The organism is Pseudarthrobacter sp. PvP004 (assembly GCF_017876035.1).
GTDB lineage: Bacteria > Actinomycetota > Actinomycetes > Actinomycetales > Micrococcaceae > Arthrobacter > Arthrobacter aurescens_A.
The window spans coordinates 3,036,580-3,058,016 of record NZ_JAGINL010000001.1 but is presented as its reverse complement, the minus strand read 5'-3'; the positions used below and the strand labels follow the sequence as shown (position 1 = coordinate 3,058,016).

At 61.1% G+C, this 21,437-nt stretch carries 10 protein-coding genes and 3 rRNA genes; 11 read left to right on the top strand and 2 right to left on the bottom strand.

Going from position 1 to position 21,437, the window contains the following annotated elements; all coding sequences use genetic code 11:
• The 6 genes from J3A64_RS13690 (at nt 1) to J3A64_RS13665 (ending at nt 10,760) form a co-directional block, all read left to right on the top strand.
• Nucleotides 1–3,657, top strand: a complete 3,657-nt coding sequence (locus tag J3A64_RS13690; RefSeq protein WP_210064535.1) for a 1,4-alpha-glucan branching enzyme — start codon at nt 1–3, stop codon at nt 3,655–3,657.
• A 487-nt stretch (nt 3,658–4,144) separates the two neighbouring features.
• A 16S ribosomal RNA gene (locus J3A64_RS13685) occupies nt 4,145–5,667 on the top strand.
• Nucleotides 5,668–6,243: 576 nt separating this feature from the next.
• Nucleotides 6,244–9,386 (top strand): 23S ribosomal RNA (locus J3A64_RS13680).
• A 147-nt stretch (nt 9,387–9,533) separates the two neighbouring features.
• Nucleotides 9,534–9,650 (top strand): 5S ribosomal RNA (rrf, locus tag J3A64_RS13675).
• The 16S, 23S and 5S rRNA genes sit together here, the layout of an rRNA operon.
• A gap of 101 nt (nt 9,651–9,751) precedes the next feature.
• On the top strand, nt 9,752–10,246 hold the full coding sequence (locus tag J3A64_RS13670) for an SRPBCC domain-containing protein (RefSeq protein WP_043471025.1): 495 nt from the start codon (nt 9,752–9,754) through the stop codon (nt 10,244–10,246).
• 73 nt (nt 10,247–10,319) lie between these two features.
• Nucleotides 10,320–10,760, top strand: coding sequence for an N-acetyltransferase (locus J3A64_RS13665; RefSeq protein WP_286176319.1), 441 nt, complete (start codon nt 10,320–10,322; stop codon nt 10,758–10,760).
• Nucleotides 10,761–10,767: 7 nt separating this feature from the next.
• Here the strand turns inward: J3A64_RS13665 and J3A64_RS13660 are convergent, their stop codons facing one another.
• Both J3A64_RS13660 and J3A64_RS13655 read right to left on the bottom strand, forming a co-directional pair.
• Nucleotides 10,768–11,790 carry a LacI family DNA-binding transcriptional regulator gene (locus J3A64_RS13660; RefSeq protein WP_210064534.1) on the bottom strand — a complete coding sequence of 341 codons (1,023 nt, stop codon included), beginning with the start codon at nt 11,788–11,790 and terminating at the stop codon, nt 10,768–10,770.
• Nucleotides 11,791–11,810: 20 nt separating this feature from the next.
• Nucleotides 11,811–13,664 carry a glycoside hydrolase family 13 protein gene (locus tag J3A64_RS13655; RefSeq protein WP_210064533.1) on the bottom strand — a complete coding sequence of 618 codons (1,854 nt, stop codon included), beginning with the start codon at nt 13,662–13,664 and terminating at the stop codon, nt 11,811–11,813.
• A 102-nt stretch (nt 13,665–13,766) separates the two neighbouring features.
• Here J3A64_RS13655 and J3A64_RS13650 point away from each other — a divergent pair, with 102 nt between their 5' ends.
• From J3A64_RS13650 to J3A64_RS13630, 5 genes are all read left to right on the top strand, one after another.
• Nucleotides 13,767–15,065, top strand: a complete 1,299-nt coding sequence (locus J3A64_RS13650; RefSeq protein ID WP_011773656.1) for a maltose ABC transporter substrate-binding protein — start codon at nt 13,767–13,769, stop codon at nt 15,063–15,065.
• A 97-nt stretch (nt 15,066–15,162) separates the two neighbouring features.
• Nucleotides 15,163–16,803 (top strand): ABC transporter permease subunit, encoded by a 1,641-nt coding sequence (locus J3A64_RS13645; protein WP_210064532.1) that lies wholly within the window; start codon nt 15,163–15,165, stop codon nt 16,801–16,803.
• On the top strand, nt 16,803–17,735 hold the full coding sequence (locus J3A64_RS13640; protein WP_210064531.1) for a sugar ABC transporter permease: 933 nt from the start codon (nt 16,803–16,805) through the stop codon (nt 17,733–17,735). The genes J3A64_RS13645 and J3A64_RS13640 overlap by 1 nt, the downstream gene beginning before the upstream one ends.
• Nucleotides 17,736–17,737: 2 nt before the next feature.
• Nucleotides 17,738–19,660 (top strand): glycoside hydrolase family 13 protein, encoded by a 1,923-nt coding sequence (locus J3A64_RS13635; protein WP_210064530.1) that lies wholly within the window; start codon nt 17,738–17,740, stop codon nt 19,658–19,660.
• A gap of 130 nt (nt 19,661–19,790) precedes the next feature.
• Nucleotides 19,791–21,236, top strand: a complete 1,446-nt coding sequence (locus J3A64_RS13630) for an FAD-binding oxidoreductase (RefSeq protein WP_210064529.1) — start codon at nt 19,791–19,793, stop codon at nt 21,234–21,236.
• The last annotated feature ends 201 nt before the right edge of the window (nt 21,237–21,437 follow it).

Here is a 21,437-nt window from a genome sequence, read left to right as displayed (position 1 = left end):
ATGAGCAAGGCAAACTTGAACCCCTCCATTGAAGGACTTCTCCGGAACTGGCTGCCAGGCAAGCGCTGGTTCCCCGTCAAGAGCCCCGACTTCGCGCTCGAGCAGGTGGGCAGCTTCAGCCTCCCGGGTACCGGCGCGGAGGCCGGATTGGAAGTTGTGCTGCTGGCGGTAACCCACCGAACTGCCGACGGCGGTTCGCGGACCGACGTCGTCCAGGTTCCGTTGAGTTACCGGAGCCAGCCGCTCACGGATGCTCCCAGTGCATTGTTGGGCGAGTTCACGGATCCTGACCTTGGCCTGCGGCTGGTGTACGACGCCGTCTACGATGCGGATTTTGTGACGGCGTGGCTGGAACTCATGCGCAGTGAAGGAACCGTGGCCGGCGCCCGGGGGCATCTCACCCGTGGCCGCGTCGCGCTTCCAAAAAATCCCACCTCGGTCAAGGTCCTGTCCGGCGAGCAGTCCAACACGTCCGTCATTATCGACGACGGCGATTCGGCAGCGATCGTCAAAATTTTCCGTGTGCTTGCGGCAGGTAAAAATCCCGAAGTCGAACTTGGTGCCGCCCTGACGGCGGCCGGGACTACCGAGGTTCCCGCGACGCTCGGTTGGATAACCGGCTCGTGGGACGGGCCGGCGTCGAACGGTTCCGCAGCGGCCACGGGTGAGCTGACCGTCGCCCACGAATTCCTTCTCGGAGGCCTCGATGCCTGGAGACTGGCAGTGGAGGCAGCCGCAGCCGGCAAGGATTTCACGGCAGAGGCCCGCGGGCTCGGGGCTGCTACTGCCACGGTTCACGCGAGGCTCGCGGAGACGTTCGGAACCCACGACGGCCAGGAACAGGGCCCGGACATCATCGCGACTGTGGCCCGGCGTGTCCGCGGCTCATGGGCCGAAGCCTCGGCCGCCGTCGGGCCCTACGACCACGAGCTCGACGAGCTGTTGTCGGCTCTGGATCCCCGGGACGTCGGCCAGTTGCAACGCGTTCACGGCGACCTCCACCTGGGACAGATCCTTCTGGTTCCCGGCGCTGAGGGGCAGCCGGGACGGTGGGCCATCCTCGACTTCGAGGGCGAGCCGCTCCGGACCATCGATGAACGTAACAGCCCCGATCTTCCCCTGCGGGATGTCACAGGCATGCTGCGGTCGTTCGACTATGCAGCGGGTGCCGCTACGCGCGAAAACGCCCACGCCAACGTGCCCGAGACCTGGGTGGATGACTGCGCCGCCGCGTTCCTTGAGGGTTACAGCGAAGTCACCCCGGGAACCATAGACCGCCGCTCGCCGCTCTTTGTGGCATTGTGGCTGGACAAGGCCTTATACGAGGTTGTTTACGAGTTGCGGAACCGGCCCGACTGGCTGTCAATTCCGGTGAATGCATCCCGACGAATCCTCGACAACACAAGCCGCGGCAAGCATGCGGCAGCTACAGCGGAAGGTAATGACATGACTGGCTCTGCACGCACCGAACGGCCCCGAGTACCCCTGCACGTGGACTCCGAGACCTTGGAACGCGTGGCGGCCGGCGCTTACCACGCGCCGCACTCAGTTCTTGGTGCCCACTTGGACGATCATGGCCACGTCACCATCCGCACCGTGAAGCACCTCGCGAAGTCCGTCGTTGTGGTGACGGAAGCCGGCCGTACTGACATGACCCATGAGGCCCACGGGGTCTGGGCAGCGGTCCTGGAACCGCTGCAGGCAGGCCATGTGCCGGACTACCGTTTGGAAGTGGTGTACGACGCCGAACCCGTCACCATCGATGACCCCTACCACTACCTGCCCACCGTGGGTGAGGTGGACCTGCACCTGATCGGCGAAGGACGCCACGAACGCCTCTGGGATGTCCTCGGCGCGCACGTCCAGCACTATCGCTCGGCCTTGAGCGAGGTGGACGGGGTCTCGTTCGCTGTTTGGGCTCCAAATGCTCAGGCTGTTCGCGTTAAGGGCGACTTCAACGGGTGGGATGGCCGCCAGCACGGGATGCGTTCCTTGGGCTCCTCCGGTGTGTGGGAACTCTTCATTCCCGGGGTTGTAGCAGGGGCGTGCTACAAATACGAGATCCTGACCAAGGCGGGTCAGTGGGTGGAGAAAGCCGACCCGATGGCCTTCGGCACCGAGGTCCCGCCGCTCACAGCCTCCCGTGTGGTGGACGCCAGTTACCGGTTCAAGGACGCGGAATGGATGAGTGCCCGTGCCCAGAGGGACCCGCACAACTCGCCCATGAGCGTTTACGAAGTCCATTTGGGCTCCTGGCGGTTGGGCCTTGGCTACAAGGAACTCGCCAAGGAACTTGTGGACTACGTGAAGTGGCTTGGGTTCTCCCATGTTGAGTTCATGCCGGTCGCGGAGCACCCCTTCGGTGGATCGTGGGGCTACCAAGTGACGTCCTACTTCGCCCCGACGTCGCGGTTCGGACACCCGGACGAGTTCCGGTTCCTGGTGGATTCACTGCACCAAGCGGGCATCGGCGTACTCCTCGACTGGGTCCCCGCACACTTCCCTAAGGATTCCTGGGCGCTGGCGCAGTTCGACGGCCAGCCTCTGTACGAGCACTCGGACCCCGCCCTGGGTGAGCACCCCGACTGGGGAACGCTGATCTTCGACTTCGGACGCAGCGAGGTCCGCAACTTCCTTGTCGCCAACGCGCTGTACTGGCTGGAGGAGTTCCACATCGATGGCCTGCGCGTGGATGCCGTGGCCTCGATGATCTACCTGGACTACTCCCGTGAGGAAGGACAGTGGAGGCCCAATAAGTTCGGCGGCCGCGAGAACCTTGAAGCCATCTCCTTCATGCAGGAAGTCAACGCCACCGTCTACAAGTCCCACCCCGGCGCCATCATCATCGCCGAGGAATCAACGGCATTCCCCGGTGTCACGGCGCCCACCAACCACGGCGGACTCGGCTTCGGTCTCAAGTGGAACATGGGCTGGATGCACGACTCGCTCAAGTACATCTCCGAAGACCCCATCAACCGCAAATGGCACCACGGCACCATCACGTTCTCCCTGGTCTACGCCTTCACGGAGAACTTCCTGCTGCCCATTAGCCACGACGAAGTAGTTCACGGCAAGGGATCCATGCTGCGCAAGATGCCCGGTGACCGCTGGCAGCAGCTGGCAAACCTGCGGGCGTTCTTTGCTTATCAGTGGGCGCATCCGGGCAAGCAGCTGATCTTCATGGGCACGGAGTTCGGTCAGGAAGCAGAGTGGTCCGAGCAATACGGACTGGACTGGTTCCTTGCTGAGATTCCTGCGCACCGCGGACTGCAACTCCTGGTCAAGGATCTTAACGAGCTATACACGTCGACGCCTGCCCTGTACCAGCGGGACAACGAGCCCGGCGGTTTCCAGTGGATCAATGGCGGAGATGCCGACCACAATGTTCTGACTTTCATCCGATGGGATGGCGATGGCAAGCCGTTGGTTTGCGCCGTGAACTTCTCGGGCGGTCCCCACAAGGACTACATCCTGGGTGTGCCCGCCGCAGGGGAGTGGACGGAAGTCCTGAACACCGATTCGGAGACATATGGCGGCTCGGGGGTCGGTAACCCGGGATCGTTGAAGGCTTCGACTCCCGGGACTGATGGCCAGCCTGCAGCGCTGACCGTCACGCTCCCTCCGCTCGGCGCTTCCTGGTTCGCGCCGGCTGAGTAGCCACTGTGGACAGGAGGGTCCGGAGCCTTGGCTTCCGGGCCCTCTTCCCTTGGTTCCCGGGGATTTTGCCCGGGAGATGGACTGTGTCGCTGAGGGGTTTTGCCATCCCGGGGAAGTAGGGGTATAGTTAGTACCCGCGCTGCTCCACGAGTAGAGATCGCAAGCTGACAGGAAACCGCAAGGAAAAATCAAGTCACGCTTGCCGATTTGACTCGGAGGGAGACAGCCGGTAAGTTTGAAAAGTTGCTCCGGAGCGATCCAGCTGAGGCTGGTGGTACTGCTTTGGATTAGCGACCTGTTGTTTGAGAACTCAATAGTGTGCCAAGTTTGTTGATACCGATTGTTTTATCAATTGGTTGAATTTATGCTGGATTGTCATGCACCCCCGTGTGTGGTGGTCTGGTTTTCAGCTGGTTTCGAATTTTGTGCAGCCGTGTTCGCCGTTATTTCCGGTGGGTGTGGTTGTGTCTGTTTGATTTGTTTTTCTTCAACGGAGAGTTTGATCCTGGCTCAGGATGAACGCTGGCGGCGTGCTTAACACATGCAAGTCGAACGATGATCCCTGGCTTGCTGGGGGGATTAGTGGCGAACGGGTGAGTAACACGTGAGTAACCTGCCCTTGACTCTGGGATAAGCCTGGGAAACTGGGTCTAATACCGGATACGACCATCTGGCGCATGTCATGGTGGTGGAAAGCTTTTGTGGTTTTGGATGGACTCGCGGCCTATCAGCTTGTTGGTGGGGTAATGGCCTACCAAGGCGACGACGGGTAGCCGGCCTGAGAGGGTGACCGGCCACACTGGGACTGAGACACGGCCCAGACTCCTACGGGAGGCAGCAGTGGGGAATATTGCACAATGGGCGCAAGCCTGATGCAGCGACGCCGCGTGAGGGATGACGGCCTTCGGGTTGTAAACCTCTTTCAGTAGGGAAGAAGCGAAAGTGACGGTACCTGCAGAAGAAGCGCCGGCTAACTACGTGCCAGCAGCCGCGGTAATACGTAGGGCGCAAGCGTTATCCGGAATTATTGGGCGTAAAGAGCTCGTAGGCGGTTTGTCGCGTCTGCTGTGAAAGACCGGGGCTCAACTCCGGTTCTGCAGTGGGTACGGGCAGACTAGAGTGCAGTAGGGGAGACTGGAATTCCTGGTGTAGCGGTGAAATGCGCAGATATCAGGAGGAACACCGATGGCGAAGGCAGGTCTCTGGGCTGTAACTGACGCTGAGGAGCGAAAGCATGGGGAGCGAACAGGATTAGATACCCTGGTAGTCCATGCCGTAAACGTTGGGCACTAGGTGTGGGGGACATTCCACGTTTTCCGCGCCGTAGCTAACGCATTAAGTGCCCCGCCTGGGGAGTACGGCCGCAAGGCTAAAACTCAAAGGAATTGACGGGGGCCCGCACAAGCGGCGGAGCATGCGGATTAATTCGATGCAACGCGAAGAACCTTACCAAGGCTTGACATGAACCGGAAAGACCTGGAAACAGGTGCCCCGCTTGCGGTCGGTTTACAGGTGGTGCATGGTTGTCGTCAGCTCGTGTCGTGAGATGTTGGGTTAAGTCCCGCAACGAGCGCAACCCTCGTTCTATGTTGCCAGCGCGTTATGGCGGGGACTCATAGGAGACTGCCGGGGTCAACTCGGAGGAAGGTGGGGACGACGTCAAATCATCATGCCCCTTATGTCTTGGGCTTCACGCATGCTACAATGGCCGGTACAAAGGGTTGCGATACTGTGAGGTGGAGCTAATCCCAAAAAGCCGGTCTCAGTTCGGATTGGGGTCTGCAACTCGACCCCATGAAGTCGGAGTCGCTAGTAATCGCAGATCAGCAACGCTGCGGTGAATACGTTCCCGGGCCTTGTACACACCGCCCGTCAAGTCACGAAAGTTGGTAACACCCGAAGCCGGTGGCCTAACCCTTGTGGGGGGAGCCGTCGAAGGTGGGACCGGCGATTGGGACTAAGTCGTAACAAGGTAGCCGTACCGGAAGGTGCGGCTGGATCACCTCCTTTCTAAGGAGCTGCTAACAACTGGTTGCTGCGCCTGCATGGGTGTGGTGGTGGTTGTCAGTGTTGCCCATTGCGCAGGCGTCTGTTCTGCGGTGGGTGCTCATGGGTGGAATATCAACGAATCAAACTTGTTTGGCATGGCCTTCACCGGTTGTGTCCTGGTGCCAGTACGGCAACCTGTGCCCCTTGTGGGTGTGGTGTTGTTTGGAACGCTGCCGGGGTGCGGGTGTGTGGGGTTGTGTTTGGCGCACTGTTGGGTCCTGAGGCAACAGGACCTTTTTGCAGCAATGCATGGGGGCATCTTCTGGTGTTTCTTTTGTTCCTGCTTCCGGTAGCACTGTTCATCGTGCACGGCCCCGCTGTGGTGTGGGTTGTGGTGGGTGGTGGTCTGGTTGACGGGGTTGTTGTTTGAGAACTACATAGTGGACGCGAGCATCTAGAACACACACGTGGCTGATCCCTTTTTTGGGGTTGGTGTGTGTGTTCTTACAGCAATTTCTTATGAATGAACCTGGCCCTTGTGGTCATGGTTCTCTCGAATAGATGATGCATGATCGGATGAGAGTCCGGTCTGTGTGTGGTCAAGTTTTTAAGGGCACACGGTGGATGCCTTGGCATTAGGAGCCGAAGAAGGACGTAGGAATCTGCGATAAGCCTGGGGGAGTTGATAACCGAGCGTTGATCCCAGGATGTCCGAATGGGGAAACCCCGCACAACGCTGCAAGGTGATTGTGTGACCCGCATCTGAACACATAGGGTGCGTGGGGGGAACGCGGGGAAGTGAAACATCTCAGTACCCGCAGGAAGAGAAAACAATAGTGATTCCGTTAGTAGTGGCGAGCGAACGCGGATCAGGCTAAACCGTTTCCATGTGTGATAGCCGGCGGGCGTTGCATGGGCGGGGTTGTGGGACTTTCCGTTCTGGTTCTGCCGGACCAGTGAGGTGAGGTGCAGGCATAGGTGAACGGTCTTGAAAGGCCGGCCAGAGAGGGTGTGAGCCCCGTAACCGTAATGTTGTGCACGGCCTGGGGAGTATCCCAAGTAGCACGGGGCCCGAGAAATCCCGTGCGAATCTGTCAGGACCACCTGATAAGCCTAAATACTTCCTAATGACCGATAGCGGACCAGTACCGTGAGGGAAAGGTGAAAAGTACCCCGGGAGGGGAGTGAAACAGTACCTGAAACCGTGTGCTTACAATCCGTCGGAGCCAGTCTGATTCTGGTGACGGCGTGCCTTTTGAAGAATGAGCCTGCGAGTTAGTGTTACGTCGCGAGGTTAACCCGTGTGGGGTAGCCGTAGCGAAAGCGAGTCTGAATAGGGCGAGTGTAGTGGCGTGATCTAGACCCGAAGCGGAGTGATCTACCCATGGCCAGGTTGAAGCGACGGTAAGACGTCGTGGAGGACCGAACCCACTTCAGTTGAAAATGGAGGGGATGAGCTGTGGGTAGGGGTGAAAGGCCAATCAAACTCCGTGATAGCTGGTTCTCCCCGAAATGCATTTAGGTGCAGCGTTGCGTGTTTCTTGCCGGAGGTAGAGCTACTGGATGGCCGATGGGCCCTACAAGGTTACTGACGTCAGCCAAACTCCGAATGCCGGTAAGTCAGAGCGCAGCAGTGAGACTGTGGGGGATAAGCTTCATAGTCGAGAGGGAAACAGCCCAGACCACCAACTAAGGCCCCTAAGCGTGTGCTAAGTGGGAAAGGATGTGGAGTTGCGAAGACAACCAGGAGGTTGGCTTAGAAGCAGCCATCCTTGAAAGAGTGCGTAATAGCTCACTGGTCAAGTGATTCCGCGCCGACAATGTAGCGGGGCTCAAGTACACCGCCGAAGTTGTGGATTTCACATAATGCCCTAGCCTTCGTGGTTCAGGGGTGTGGAGTGGTAGGGGAGCGTCGTGTGGGCAGTGAAGTCGCGGTGGAAACCAGCGGTGGAGCCTACACGAGTGAGAATGCAGGCATGAGTAGCGAAAGACGGGTGAGAAACCCGTCCGCCGAATGATCAAGGGTTCCAGGGTCAAGCTAATCTGCCCTGGGTAAGTCGGGACCTAAGGCGAGGCCGACAGGCGTAGTCGATGGACAACGGGTTGATATTCCCGTACCGGCGAAAAACCGCCCATGCCAAGCGGGGGATACTAACCGCCCGGAGCCTGCCCGCTCACCCTTGTGGTGTTGTGGGTTTTGGCCGAGCGCGGGACCTGATCCCGGGAGGTAAGCGTATTAACAGGTGTGACGCAGGAAGGTAGCCGGGCCGGGCGATGGTTGCCCCGGTCTAAGGATGTAGGGTCAGGGATAGGCAAATCCGTTCCTGTGTGCTTCGAGCACGATCCTGAGATCTGATGGGACCCCCGTTCGGGGGGATCCGGTGATCCTATGCTGCCAAGAAAAGCATCGACGCGAGGTTTTAGCCGCCCGTACCCCAAACCGACACAGGTGATCAGGTAGAGAATACCAAGGCGATCGAGAGAATTATGGTTAAGGAACTCGGCAAAATGCCCCCGTAACTTCGGGAGAAGGGGGGCCTGCCCCGTGATGGAGACTTGCTCTCCGTGAGCGGGTGTGGGCCGCAGAGACCAGGGGGAAGCGACTGTTTACTAAAAACACAGGTCCGTGCGAAGTCGCAAGACGATGTATACGGACTGACTCCTGCCCGGTGCTGGAAGGTTAAGAGGACCGGTTAGCCCTTACGGGCGAAGCTGAGAATTTAAGCCCCAGTAAACGGCGGTGGTAACTATAACCATCCTAAGGTAGCGAAATTCCTTGTCGGGTAAGTTCCGACCTGCACGAATGGAGTAACGACTTCCCCGCTGTCTCAACCATAAACTCGGCGAAATTGCAGTACGAGTAAAGATGCTCGTTACGCGCAGCAGGACGGAAAGACCCCGAGACCTTTACTATAGTTTGGTATTGGTGTTCGGAGTGGCTTGTGTAGGATAGGTGGGAGACGTTGAAACCCGGACGCCAGTTCGGGTGGAGTCATCGTTGAAATACCACTCTGGTCACTTTGGACATCTAACTTCGGCCCGTGATCCGGGTCAGGGACAGTGCCTGATGGGTAGTTTAACTGGGGCGGTTGCCTCCTAAAAAGTAACGGAGGCGCCCAAAGGTTCCCTCAGCCTGGTTGGCAATCAGGTGTCGAGTGTAAGTGCACAAGGGAGCTTGACTGTGAGAGAGACATCTCAAGCAGGGACGAAAGTCGGGACTAGTGATCCGGCGGTACATTGTGGAATGGCCGTCGCTCAACGGATAAAAGGTACCTCGGGGATAACAGGCTGATCTTGCCCAAGAGTCCATATCGACGGCATGGTTTGGCACCTCGATGTCGGCTCGTCGCATCCTGGGGCTGGAGTAGGTCCCAAGGGTTGGGCTGTTCGCCCATTAAAGCGGTACGCGAGCTGGGTTTAGAACGTCGTGAGACAGTTCGGTCCCTATCCGCTGCGCGCGCAGGAAATTTGAGAAGGGCTGTCCTTAGTACGAGAGGACCGGGACGGACGAACCTCTGGTGTGTCAGTTGTACTGCCAAGTGCATCGCTGATTAGCTACGTTCGGATGGGATAACCGCTGAAAGCATCTAAGCGGGAAGCTCGCTTCAAGATGAGATTTCCATACACATTATGTGTGAGAGGCCCCCAGCCAGACCACTGGGTTGATAGGCCGGATGTGGAAGCGAGGACTAAAGACTCGTGAAGCTGACCGGTACTAATAGGCCAACAACTTACACCACACAACACACTGCACGCGTCCACTATGTGGTTCCCGAACAACAACCGTTCCAGGAACCAACAACTAAATACACAACACCACAGTTGTAACCCAAAGATTTCCCACCCCCACCCAGGACAACCTGGCACCGGGGTTCGGGTAACAGAGTTACGGCGGTCATAGCGTGGGGGAAACGCCCGGTCCCATTCCGAACCCGGAAGCTAAGACCCACAGCGCCGATGGTACTGCACCCGGGAGGGTGTGGGAGAGTAGGACACCGCCGGACAACCATTCACGGGAAGCCCCGACCACCACGGTCGGGGCTCCCCGCATTTAACCCTGATTAACCCACGTGTGCGCCTGCTCCCGCCGGTAGAGTTGGTGGTCATGGAAAACCTCTTTAGCCACCCCGAGTCGGAGCCCGAGCCGTCCCAGCAGGACGGTGATGGTCTTGACCCCCTGATCATTACTGTCGTGGTTCCCACCAACGTGTCGCACGCCTTCCAGGGATTCACTGATCATCCACATCTGTGGTGGCCGCTGGAGCAAGAGAGCGTCTTCGGTGCGGGCTCGCATGTTGAGTTTGAAGAGAACCTGATCTTGGAGACCGCCGAGGACGGTCGTACCTCCGTGTGGGGAACCATCGACGATTGGCAGCCCCCGCTGTCCTTCCACGCCAGTTGGTACCCAGCGAGCACGCCCCTGTGGTCCACCGAGATCCGTGTGGCTTTCAGAGCCGTGGAGGAGGGCACTGAAGTTCGCTTGGTCCATGACGGCTGGGAGGGCGCCGAAGACCCTGCGGCTTCGCGCGCGTCCTACGCCGAAGGTTGGCCCCGTGTCTTGGAGCGCTACGTGAGGTTCATGGGCGGAGCAGTTGCCTAGGATCCGCAGGCTCCACGCGATTGACTGGCCCTTGTTGAGGGCCGTCCGCCTGGAGATGCTCACAGATACGCCCATGGCTTACGTGGAGAGCCTGGACGCCGCCCGCCGGCAAACAGACACCCAGTGGCAGGAACGTGCGGCAGCGATGTCCGGGGATGCCAGCATCACCTTGGTCGCTGACGCGGGTAGCGACGGCAGTAAGCTCTGCGGCCTGATGCGTGTGGTGGTCAAACACCCCCGGATCCCGGAGAAACCGCTGCAGGCCATGCTCATCAGCGTGTATGTCGCACCAGAGCACCGTGGGCTGGGATTAGCCGATGAACTCCTCCATGCAGCGTGCAGAGCCGCCGCTGGAGAACTCGCGGCCGAAAGCATCGAGCTTGGGGTGCACGAGGACAATTCAAGAGCACTTGCGTTCTACCGGCGCCACGGATTCGAGACCACCGGTGCCAGCCGGCCCTATCCGCAGGACACATCAAAACTTGAGCTCGTGATGGAACGGCGGCTGCCGTAGGCACACCTTAGGAGGTGCCGGCCCTCGGCACCGCGGTACTGGTGCGAACCACGAGCTTGGTGGGGTGTTGGGTATCGGCTGGTTCCAGGACCAACCCGTTGTTGATGGCGCCCAGCAGAGTCCGGACGGCCAACGCTCCCTGGCCCTTGGCATCCTGGTCGATGGTGGTCAGGCCAAGGACATTGCCAAGATCGTGCCCATCAATGCCCATGACGGACAGGTCGTCAGGGATGCGCAGGCCGAAGTCCCTGGCGGCGAGGATGGTGCCGATGGCCATTTCATCCGACGCCGCAAAAACAGCCGTGGGGCGCTCCGGTGCGCTGGCCAGGAGTTGCCGGGCCGCCGCGTACGCGCCTTCTATGGTGAAGTCCGCGGACACGATCCATTCGGGCCTTACCGGGCAGTCGGCGTCGTTCATTGCTTTCTCGAAACCGCTGCGGCGGGTTCCAGGCAGGTGGAAGTCTTGGTCATACGCCTCATGACCTGTGATGTGCGCGATCTTGGTATGCCCCAGGCCCAGCAGGTGGTTTGTGGCCTTCAATGCGATGCCGGCGTCATCGATCCTGATGGTTGACGCTCCCGGCAACGGTCCGCCGATGCCCACGATGGGCCGGTGTACCGCGTGAAGCTGCTGGATCTCGTCTTCGCTGAGTTCCAGGGACACTGCAATGACTGCATCCACCCGTTTGCGCAGCAGGAAGTCGTTGAACACGCTCTGCCGGTGCGCGGGGTTTTCACCGATGTTGTAGAGGGTGAGGTCGTATCCGGCCTCGAGCAACGCCGCGGAGGCGCCCTCGATCACCGCTGAGAAGAACCAGCGGTGGACCGAGGGCACCACCAAACCAACGTTGTGCGTGCGCCCGGAGGCCAGGCTTGACGCATGGTAGGACAGCACGAATCCCAACTCGGCGGCTGCGGAGCGAGCACGTTCCCGGCTGCTGGGGGATACGTTGCCCTTTCCGCTCAGCGCTCGTGAGACCGTGGCAACGGACAGCCCTGCTCGCTCGGCTACGTCCTTGATGCCGGTCATGCTGCTCCTCGGAGGAAAAGTTAGCTGGCTGTTAGCCAGATTGTCTCCCCCGAGCCTAGTAGATCAGCGACCAGGAGATCAGCGCCGACTTCCGCCGCGGAGCTCCGCAGGATGGTTTCGCCTGCCGGGAGCGGCATTGCCTCGGCCCCGACGTTCAAAATCACCAGGGTGTTGCCGTTAAGGTAGGCGAGCGAGGTCTCGCTGCAGTAGTCCTCTACCCAGGCGAGGGAGCCTTCTCCGAGGCGGTGCGTGGTGCGGAGCTCGAGCATCCGGCGGTACAGGTTAAGGTGCGACGCCGGATCCGCCTCTTGCTTGTCCCTTGCCAAGGCGGGCCAGGACTCGGGCTGGGGCAGCCATGGGTCCAGGCCGCTGCCGAACCCTGAGTGGGGTTCGGACGAACGCCAGGGGAGCGGCACGCGGCAGCCGTCGCGGCCGATGCGGGCTCCGCCGGTGCGGGCGAACGTTGGATCTTGGCGCATGCTGCCGGGAATGCTGGAGGAATCCGGGAGCCCGAGCTCTTCGCCTTGGTAGAGGTAGGCGCCGCCGGGGAGGCCCAGCATGAACATGGTGGCCGCGGCAGCCCGTCGTCGTCCGAGGTGTTCGTTGGGTTGCACGTCGCCAGGGCCGATGCCGTCGCCGTCGCGGGGTCCTGGTCCGTCGTAGCCGAACCGTGAAACGTGCCGGACAACATCGTGGTTGGACAGCACCCAAGTGCTCGGGGCGCCCACGGCGTCCAAGGAGATCAGGGAGTCCGTGATGATGTGGCGCAGACGGTTCACGTCCAGTCCTGCGTGCAGGTAGGGGAAGTTGAAGGCCTGGTGCATTTCGTCGGGTCGGACCCACTGTGCCAGCCGGGGGAGCGGGTCCACATTGGCCTCAGCGCAGAGGATGCGGTCCGGTCCGTACTCTTCCAGAATGGAGCGCCAGCGACGGTAGATATCGTGCAGGGCGGGCTGGCCGAACATGGGAGCGTCTTGGCCCGGGAAGCCTTCGGAGCTGTTGCCATCTGCGCGGCCACCCCAGTCAGGGAGTCCGGCTGCCTTGACCAGGGCGTGCGCGACGTCCACCCGGAAGCCGGAGATGCCGCGGTCCAGCCAGAAGCGGAGGACGCGTTCAAACTCGGCATGGACGGCAGGGTTGTCCCAGTTGAAGTCCGGCTGCGAGGAATCGAAGAGGTGCAGGAACCATTGGCCGGGCTTGCCGCTCGGCTCGATGACGCGCGTCCATGCCGGTCCGCCGAAGTGCGATTGCCAGTTGTTGGGAGGCTCGTTGCCGTCGGGTCCTCGGCCGTCCCGGAAGATGAACATATCCCGCTCGGGGCTGTTGGCACCGGCAGTAAGCGCTGCTTGGAAGGTGACGTGCTGGTCGGAACAGTGGTTGGGGACGAGGTCCGCGATGACACGCAGGTTGAGCCTGTTGGCCTCTGCGATGAGGGCATCGAAGTCGGTCAGGGTGCCGAAGAGGGGATCGACGTCGCAGTAGTCGCTGACGTCGTATCCGGCGTCCCGCTGGGGTGAACGGTAGAAGGGCGACAACCACACGGCGTCGACGCCCAACGTCGACAACTGCGGAAGCTCGGCGGTGATGCCCGCCAAGTCTCCTACACCGTCGCCATTGAGGTCGCGGAAGGACCGCGGATAAATCTGGTAGATCACAGCGGACCGCCACCATCCGTGCGACGTCGAGGCGTCGTGGACGGGGGTCACGTGCGTGAAAGCTGCAGTGGGCTCGTGGGTCGCAACCGAGAGCAATGAGTCAACGGACATGAACACATCGTAGAAGAGATTCTGCGGAGTTGTAAACGCTTCCAGTCCTAAGGATGCTGTCTTTGCTTTGGTCACGAAGCGCGAGCTTTTCAAATTCGCATTCAGCACTGTAGTGTGTGGAAACGCTTGCAGTTTGTGAGCAATGTCACCGGCGATGCGACGGGTTTAGAGCCCTTGCCGTCGAAGCAAAGAAGAACGGAAGGGACACCAATGAAGGTGCACAATACCCTCGCGACTCAAACCACCCGGCGTGTTTTTGCCGCCGGGGCGATCTCCGTGGCCGCAGCCCTGGCGCTGACCGCCTGCGGTGGAAGCGCCTCCACCGCACCCAGTTCGGATGCTACAAAACCGGACCTCAAGGCTGCTGGAGCCGGTGCCATCACCATGTGGGTTGACGCCGAGCGCTCTCCGGCCCTGAAGGACATCACGGAGAAGTTCAAGTCCGATACCGGCATCGAAGTGAAGCTTGTGGTCAAGGACTTCGCCGCAGTGCGTGACGACTTCATCACCCAGGTACCCACCGGCCAGGGGCCGGACTTGATTGTTGGACCCCACGACTGGATTGGAAAGTTCGTCCAGAACGGTGTGATTGCTCCCGTCGAACTGGGCGACAAAGCCGCGCAGTTCCAGGATTCCTCCATCAAGGCCATGACCTACAACGGCGCCGTTTATGGTGTCCCGTACGCCATCGAGAACATCGCCTTGCTGCGCAACACCAGCATCGTGGACAGCAAGGCTGCCACGCTGGACGAAGTAGTGGCCAACGGCAAGAAGGCCGTTGCGGACGGCAAGGCCGCTTTCCCGTTCCTGGTGGGTATGGACCCGAAGCAGGGCGATCCGTACCACCTGTACCCGCTGCAGTCCTCCATGGGTTCACAGGTCTTCGGCAAGGGCGCCGATGGCGGATATGACGCAAAGCAGCTCCTCATCGGTGACGCTGCCGGCGTCGAATTCGCCAAGAAGCTGGCCGCTTGGGGCGACGCCGGTGAGAAGATCATCAACTCCAACATCACAGGTGACATTGCCAAGGAGAAGTTCCTGGCCGGGGAATCCCCGTACTTCCTGACGGGCCCATGGAACGTTCCTGACGTCCAGAAGAAGGGCATCAAGTTCGCCGTAGATGAGCTACCCACAGCCGGCGGCGAGCCTGCCCAGCCGTTCATCGGCGTCAACGGCTTCTTCATCAGCGCCAAGAGCGCCAACGCCTTGGCCACCAACGAGTTCGTCACCAACTACCTCACCTCCGAGTCGGCACAGGATTCCATGTATGCGGCAGGCGGACGCCCGCCGGCATTGAAAGCCTCGTTCGAGAAGGCCGCCAGCGATCCCGTTGTGGAGGCGTTCGGAAAGATCGGTGCCACGGGCATCCCCATGCCGGCAATCCCTGAAATGAGCGCGGTGTGGGCTGATTGGGGCGCCACCGAGTTGGCCATCATCAAGGGCCAGGGCGATCCGGCTGAGGCTTGGACCAAGATGGCCGACAGCATCAAGTCCAAGATCGGCGGCTAGCACCACAACCGGATAACTCCACCGGTCTGCCCCGGGCCGGGCGGCAATCCACCGCCCGGCCCTGCCTGCCGCCAACCGCTTCCCCCAAGGATCCACAATGCCAAAACCAGACCTCCGCGAACTGCCAGCCACCCAAGGCCAACCGACCCCGGAACAGCCCGTCAGCAGCGGCGCCCGCCCCGCAGCCAAGCCCGCACGCCACCCGGATTCCCTCAAGGGCACCATCCTCAAGGTGGTCCTACTGGGACTTGTGGACGCCTTTGCGGTGTACGTCCTGATGATGCTTTTCCTCAGCCAGTCCTGGGCCGCGCTGGCGGTATCGTCACTGGTGGTTCTGGCCATCAACTGGATCTACCTCCGCAAAGGTGGGCTACCGGCCAAGTACCTGGCTCCCGGTGTGCTGTTCCTGCTGGTGTTCCAGGTCCTGGTGGTGGTGTTTAGCGGTTACATCGCCTTCACCAACTACGGCGATGGGCACAACAGCACCAAAGACGATGCCATTTCGGCCATCCAGTTGACGGCCCAGAAGCGCGTCCCGGATTCGCCTGCATACAAGGCGTCCGTGCTCACCAAGGGCAACGGCTTCTATCTGCTGTTCACGGATCCGTCCGGTAAGGCACAACTCGGCAGCAGTGAGGATCCGCTCACCGAGGTCCCGGAGGCAGGCAAAGACTCAACGGGCAAGGCCAACTCCCTGCCGGGTTATGAGACGCTGAAGTTCCAGGAAATCGTGGCCAACCAGCAGGACATCCTGAAGATCACGGTCCCGGTTTCGGACGATCCCGCTGACGGCACCTTGCGCACAGCAGACGGAAGCACGGCGTACCAGTTCAAACCGGCGCTCAACTATGACGCCGCCACGGACACTTTCACGGATACCGAAACCGGCACAGAGTACCGCGATAACGGCAAGGGCGCTTTCGCCGACGCCAACGGCGAGACCCTGGCAACCGGCTGGAAGATCGACGTAGGCATGGACAACTTCGCCCGGGCCTTTACGGACCCCAGCCTTCGCGGGCCACTCCTGGGTGTGATCCTTTGGACGTTCACCTTCTCCATCGCATCCGTCGCGCTGACCTTCGTGATGGGCCTCTTCCTGGCCATCACCTTCAACCGTGAGGACCTCCGCGGCAAGAAGGCGTACAGGATCCTGATGATCCTGCCCTACGCGTTCCCCGCCTTCCTGTCCGGCTTGGTGTGGTCCGGCATCCTCAATCCCGAGTTCGGCTGGCTCAATCAAACACTGCTGGGCGGCGCGAACATCGGGTGGCTCACGGACCCTGTCCTGGCCAAGATCAGCGTGCTGGTGGTCAATGTGTGGCTCGGCTTCCCATACATGTTCCTGGTCTGCACCGGCGCCCTGCAGTCGCTGCCGTCCGAAATCGATGAGGCCGCCCGCATGGATGGAGCCTCGGCGTGGCGGGTGTTCCGGTCCATCAAGTTGCCACTGCTCCTTGTGTCCGTGGCACCGCTGCTGATCTCTTCCTTTGCCTTCAACTTCAACAACTTCAACGTCATCTACATGCTGACCGGGGGCGGGCCGCGCTTTGCGGACACTGACCGCGATATCGGATCCACCGACATCCTGATCACGCTGGTGTACAAGGTGGCGTTCGGCCAAGGCACGGGGCGCGACTACGGCCTGGCCAGTGCGCTCGCCATCATCATTTTCATCATCGTGGCCACCATTTCGGCCATCAGCTTCAAGCAGACCAAAGCACTCGAGGACGTGAACTGATGAGCGTACGCACACTCGCCTCCAGCAAGGAAACAACGTTCGACGGCGGCCCATTGCCGCTGGCGCCTACACGACGTCCGTTCGGGGTCTGGTTCAAGGACAAAGGCTGGCGGCATGTGGTGGGCATCGTCACCACGATCTTCGCCGTGTTTCCGCTCCTGTATGTACTGTCCGCTGCCCTGGATTCCAACGGCACCCTGGTAGGTTCCAACGGCCTCTTCTCCAGGTTCGATACCGGCAACTTCGTGGCACTCTTCAGCGACCCCACCCGGCCTTTCGGCCGATGGTTCGTGAACACTTTGGTGATTGGTACGGTAACGTCCGCCGCCACCGTTTTCCTCGGTGCCATGGCCGCATACGCGTTCTCCCGCATGCGCTTCAAAGGCCGCCGGATGGGACTGTTGACCCTCCTCTTGCTGCAGATGTTCCCGCAACTGTTGGCCGTCGTCGCGATCTTCCTGCTCCTGAGCGGCGTCTCGCAAGTGATCCCCGCCCTGGGGTTGGGCAGCCAGCTGGGCCTCATCATGGTGTACCTCGGCGGTGCGCTGGGCGTGAACACGTATCTGATGTACGGGTTCTTCAATACAGTTCCTCAGTCCCTGGACGAAGCCGCGAAGATCGACGGTGCCAGCCATGTCCAGATCTTCTTCGGCATCATCCTGCGCCTGGTCACCCCGATCCTCGCTGTTGTGGGTCTCTTGGCGTTCATTGGCATCTCCAGCGAATTCGTCATCGCCAGCGTTGTCCTCACCGATCCTGACAGCCAGACACTCGCCGTCGGGCTCTATTCCTACGTAGCCCAGCAGCGCTCCGAAAATTGGGGCGTCTTCGCAGCAGGTGCCGTCATCGCGGCCATACCTGTCATGGCCTTGTTCCTCTTCCTGCAGAAGTACATCGTCAGCGGCCTCACCGCCGGCTCAGTGAAAGGCTGACCATGCCCATCGCCCTTCCGCACCATGACGGATCCGGACTTCATGCTCCCCACGCCGTGTCCCTTGGCGATACCGTCCGGCTCCGGGTGCGTGTCCCACAGGGGTGGGGTCCGGCGTCGAAGGTTTGGGTCCGGTCCGTCCAGGACGGCGAGCCGCGCTACGACGCTGCGATCCGGCTCGGTTCGGCTGATGGCTGGGACTGGTGGGAAGCGGCGATGCTCGTGGCAAACCCGGTGGCCAAGTACCGCTTCTTGCTGGAAGTCACTGAAACGCACGACGACGATGCTGCCGCCACCGTGGCGAGTGGAAGCACCGTTGGGCGGCGCTACTGGAACCTCAACGCCCAAGGCCTGTTCCGACGGGACGTTTCCGACTCGGCGGACTTCAGGCTGACGGCGTTTGCCCCGGCTCCGGATTGGCTGCGTAAGGGCACCACGTACCAGGTGTTTCCTGACAGGTTTGCCCGTTCCGCCCAAGCGGGGGACCACCCCACGCCCGATTGGGCTATCGCATGTTCCTGGGACACTCCGGTGGTGGGGACGGGCGCGCAGGCACCCACCCAGTTCTATGGGGGAGACGTTCCCGGGATTACGGGCAAACTTGGCCACTTGCAGGACTTGGGCGTGGATATCCTCTACCTGACGCCTTTCTTCCCCGCACGCTCCAACCACCGTTACGATGCGTCCACCTTCGATTCCGTGGACCCGCTCCTGGGCGGAGACCAGGCCCTGGTGGACTTGGTGGAAGCCGCACACGCGCGCGGAATCAAAGTCATAGGGGACCTCACCGCGAACCACTCCGGCGACGCCCACGAGTGGTTCGTCAAGGCGCTCGTCGATCCCGGCTCGGAAGAAGCCGGCTACTACTACTTCAGCGCCGACCATTCCAGCTACGAGTCCTGGTGGGGCGTGCCGTCACTGCCCAAGTTCAACTGGTCCTCGGAGGCACTCCGCCGACGTTTCGTGACGGACGATGATTCCGTGGTGGCCCGCTGGCTTAAGCCGCCGTTCAACCTGGATGGCTGGAGGATCGACGTCGGCAACATGACCGGCCGTCTGGGCGCGGTGGACCTCAACCATGACGTGGCCCGGCTCATTGCGGACAGGGTGCGCGAGATAAACCCGAACGCTGCTTTGCTGGCGGAGTCCACCTCCGATGCCTCCCCGGACTTCACGGGCGAGCACTGGCAGGGAGCCATGACATACTCCCACCTGACCCGGCCGCTGTGGTCCTGGCTCGCGAAAGACGCGCCGAACGTCAACTTCTTTGGCTCACCCCAATCCGGTCCCAACAAGATCGATGCTGAGGACGTCCTCGCAACACATCAGGACCTCGCCGCGGGATTTAGCTGGGGTGTGCGACAAAACAACATGAACGCCCTCAACACGCACGACACTGCGCGGGCGGCAACGGTGATGATCGACGGCGGCCCTGCCGTGGGTGCCGCCCTCACCTTCTGCCTTCCAGGAGTTCCGGTCATGTTTGCCGGCGACGAGTTCGGACTCGAAGGCTTCAACGGCGAGGACTCCAGGACGCCCATGCCGTGGGCTGAGAGCAACCACGTGCTGACGGACATGCGATCCCTCTACGCCAACCTTGCGCGGCTGCGCAGGGAACTGCCGCCGCTGATCGAAGGCGGGGTGCGCTGGCTGCACGCCGAGGGCGACGCCATGGTTTTTGTCCGTGAAACGGCAGAGTCATCAGTGCTGGTGTTCGTCGCAAGGGACACGGCAGAGGTGGTCCTCGACAACTCAGTCCTCTCCAACGGGCAGCTGGAAGCGTTGCTTGCCTCGCCACTGCACCACTCCGGAACAGTGAGCTCCGCACCCGCCGGTCCATCCGGCGTCGACGGTGTTTGCCTACGAGCCGAAGGTACCTCCGCAGGAATCTGGGCGCTGCCGGGGACGGTGCTCCCCACCGGATAGCCGGCGGCTGTGGCCGTGCTCTGCCGTTCTGTGCTGGCTAGACTGTGAGCACTAAAACACTGCGAAGACTGCCGGTTTGGCGTGTCCGCGGTGCGTACGTGGAGGGACCACTGTGTCGGACGAAACGGCTATGGCCGGAACATCAGAAGAAAGCATCAACACCCGGACGGCGGGCCACCGTGAACCTTCACGGCCCTCGACAGGCCAACAAGTATTCCTGGCAGAGCTCGCGGCCGGACTTCGTGCCGGGCAGGTGGCCGAGGATGAAGAAACCCTCACCGTGTACTCCGTGGATCAAGGACCGCTACTGGAGCGGCACCTGCCCCTCGCTGTGGTGTGGGCCGAGTCCGTGGAAGACGTGCAACACATCGTTCGGAGCTGCGCGGCCCACCAGGTGCCCATCGTCGCCCGGGGTGCCGGAACCGGCGTCTCCGGGGGAGCGCACGCCACCCAAGGCTGCATCGTCCTGGGCTTGGAACGGATGAACCGCATCCTGGACCTCAACCCCGACGACGAGACCGCCGTCGTCGAACCCGGCGTCATCAACGCCGACCTCAACACTGCCGCCGCCGAACACGGGCTCATGTACGCGCCCGACCCGGCCAGCTACAAAATGTCCACCATCGGCGGCAACGTGGCCACCAACGCCGGAGGACTTCGGTGCGCCAAATACGGCGTGACGCGCGACTCCGTGCTGGCCCTCGACGTCGTCATGGCCGACGGCTCACTGATGCACACGGGCCACCAAACCTTCAAAGGCGTCGCGGGCTACGACCTCACCGCGCTGCTGGTGGGCTCCGAAGGAACCCTGGGGATCGTGGTGGGAGTGACCGTTCGGCTCAAATACCTGCCGCGCGAAATTCACACGATTGCCGCGTTCTACCAAGACTTCCGCAGCGCCGCCGCCGGAGTGCTCGCAGTAGGCAAAGCCCGCGTTCAGCCCGCCATCATGGAACTCCTGGACAACGGCACCCTGGTGCAGCTCGACGAACTGAACGGCGGCGACCTCCAAAAGCGCGGCAAATCCCTGCTACTCATCCAGACCGACGGCTTCGGAGCGGCTGCAGAAGCCGACGTCGTCCGGCAAGTACTCGCCGACCGCGGCGCCACAGTCACCACGGAAGCCAGCGAAGAAGCCGAAATGCTGGTGGAACTCCGCAGAAACAGCCGCGGCGTCGAAGTGGACGACGAATTCCGGGTCGGCGAAGACATCGCCGTCCCACGCTCGCGCTTGGTGGACTTCGTGGCCGAACTCGAAGCCATGGCCGCCCGATTCCAGGTTCGGCTGAAAGTAGTGGCACACGCCGGCGACGGAAACCTGCACCCCACGTTCTGGATGGACCGCGTAGACCCCGCCACCGACGCCGACGCCCTCCAACGACTCAACGCAGCCCTGGACGAATCAATCCGCGTAGGCCTCGAAATGGGCGGCACCATCACAGGTGAGCACGGCGTGGGCCAATACAAGCTGCGTTGGCTCGGCCTGGAACAGCCCGAACCCGTGCGTGAGCTGCAGCGACGGATCAAGGAATTGTTCGACCCGCAGGGGATTCTGAACCCAGGGAAGGCTATCTAGAGCCGTGGTCCGGCCACACTCTCTCACATCCCTCGTGTTTGGCTGTGACGCTCTCTCACATCCAACCCTCCAGCGGACCACCTCAGCACTTCTTGGTATTCCAGACGCGAAGTAGTCGTATTCCCACCCATAGCGCATCCAGCTTTTTGCCGCATTTACTTTCCACCGCTCTCCTCATAGTCTTATTTGGTATACCAAAGT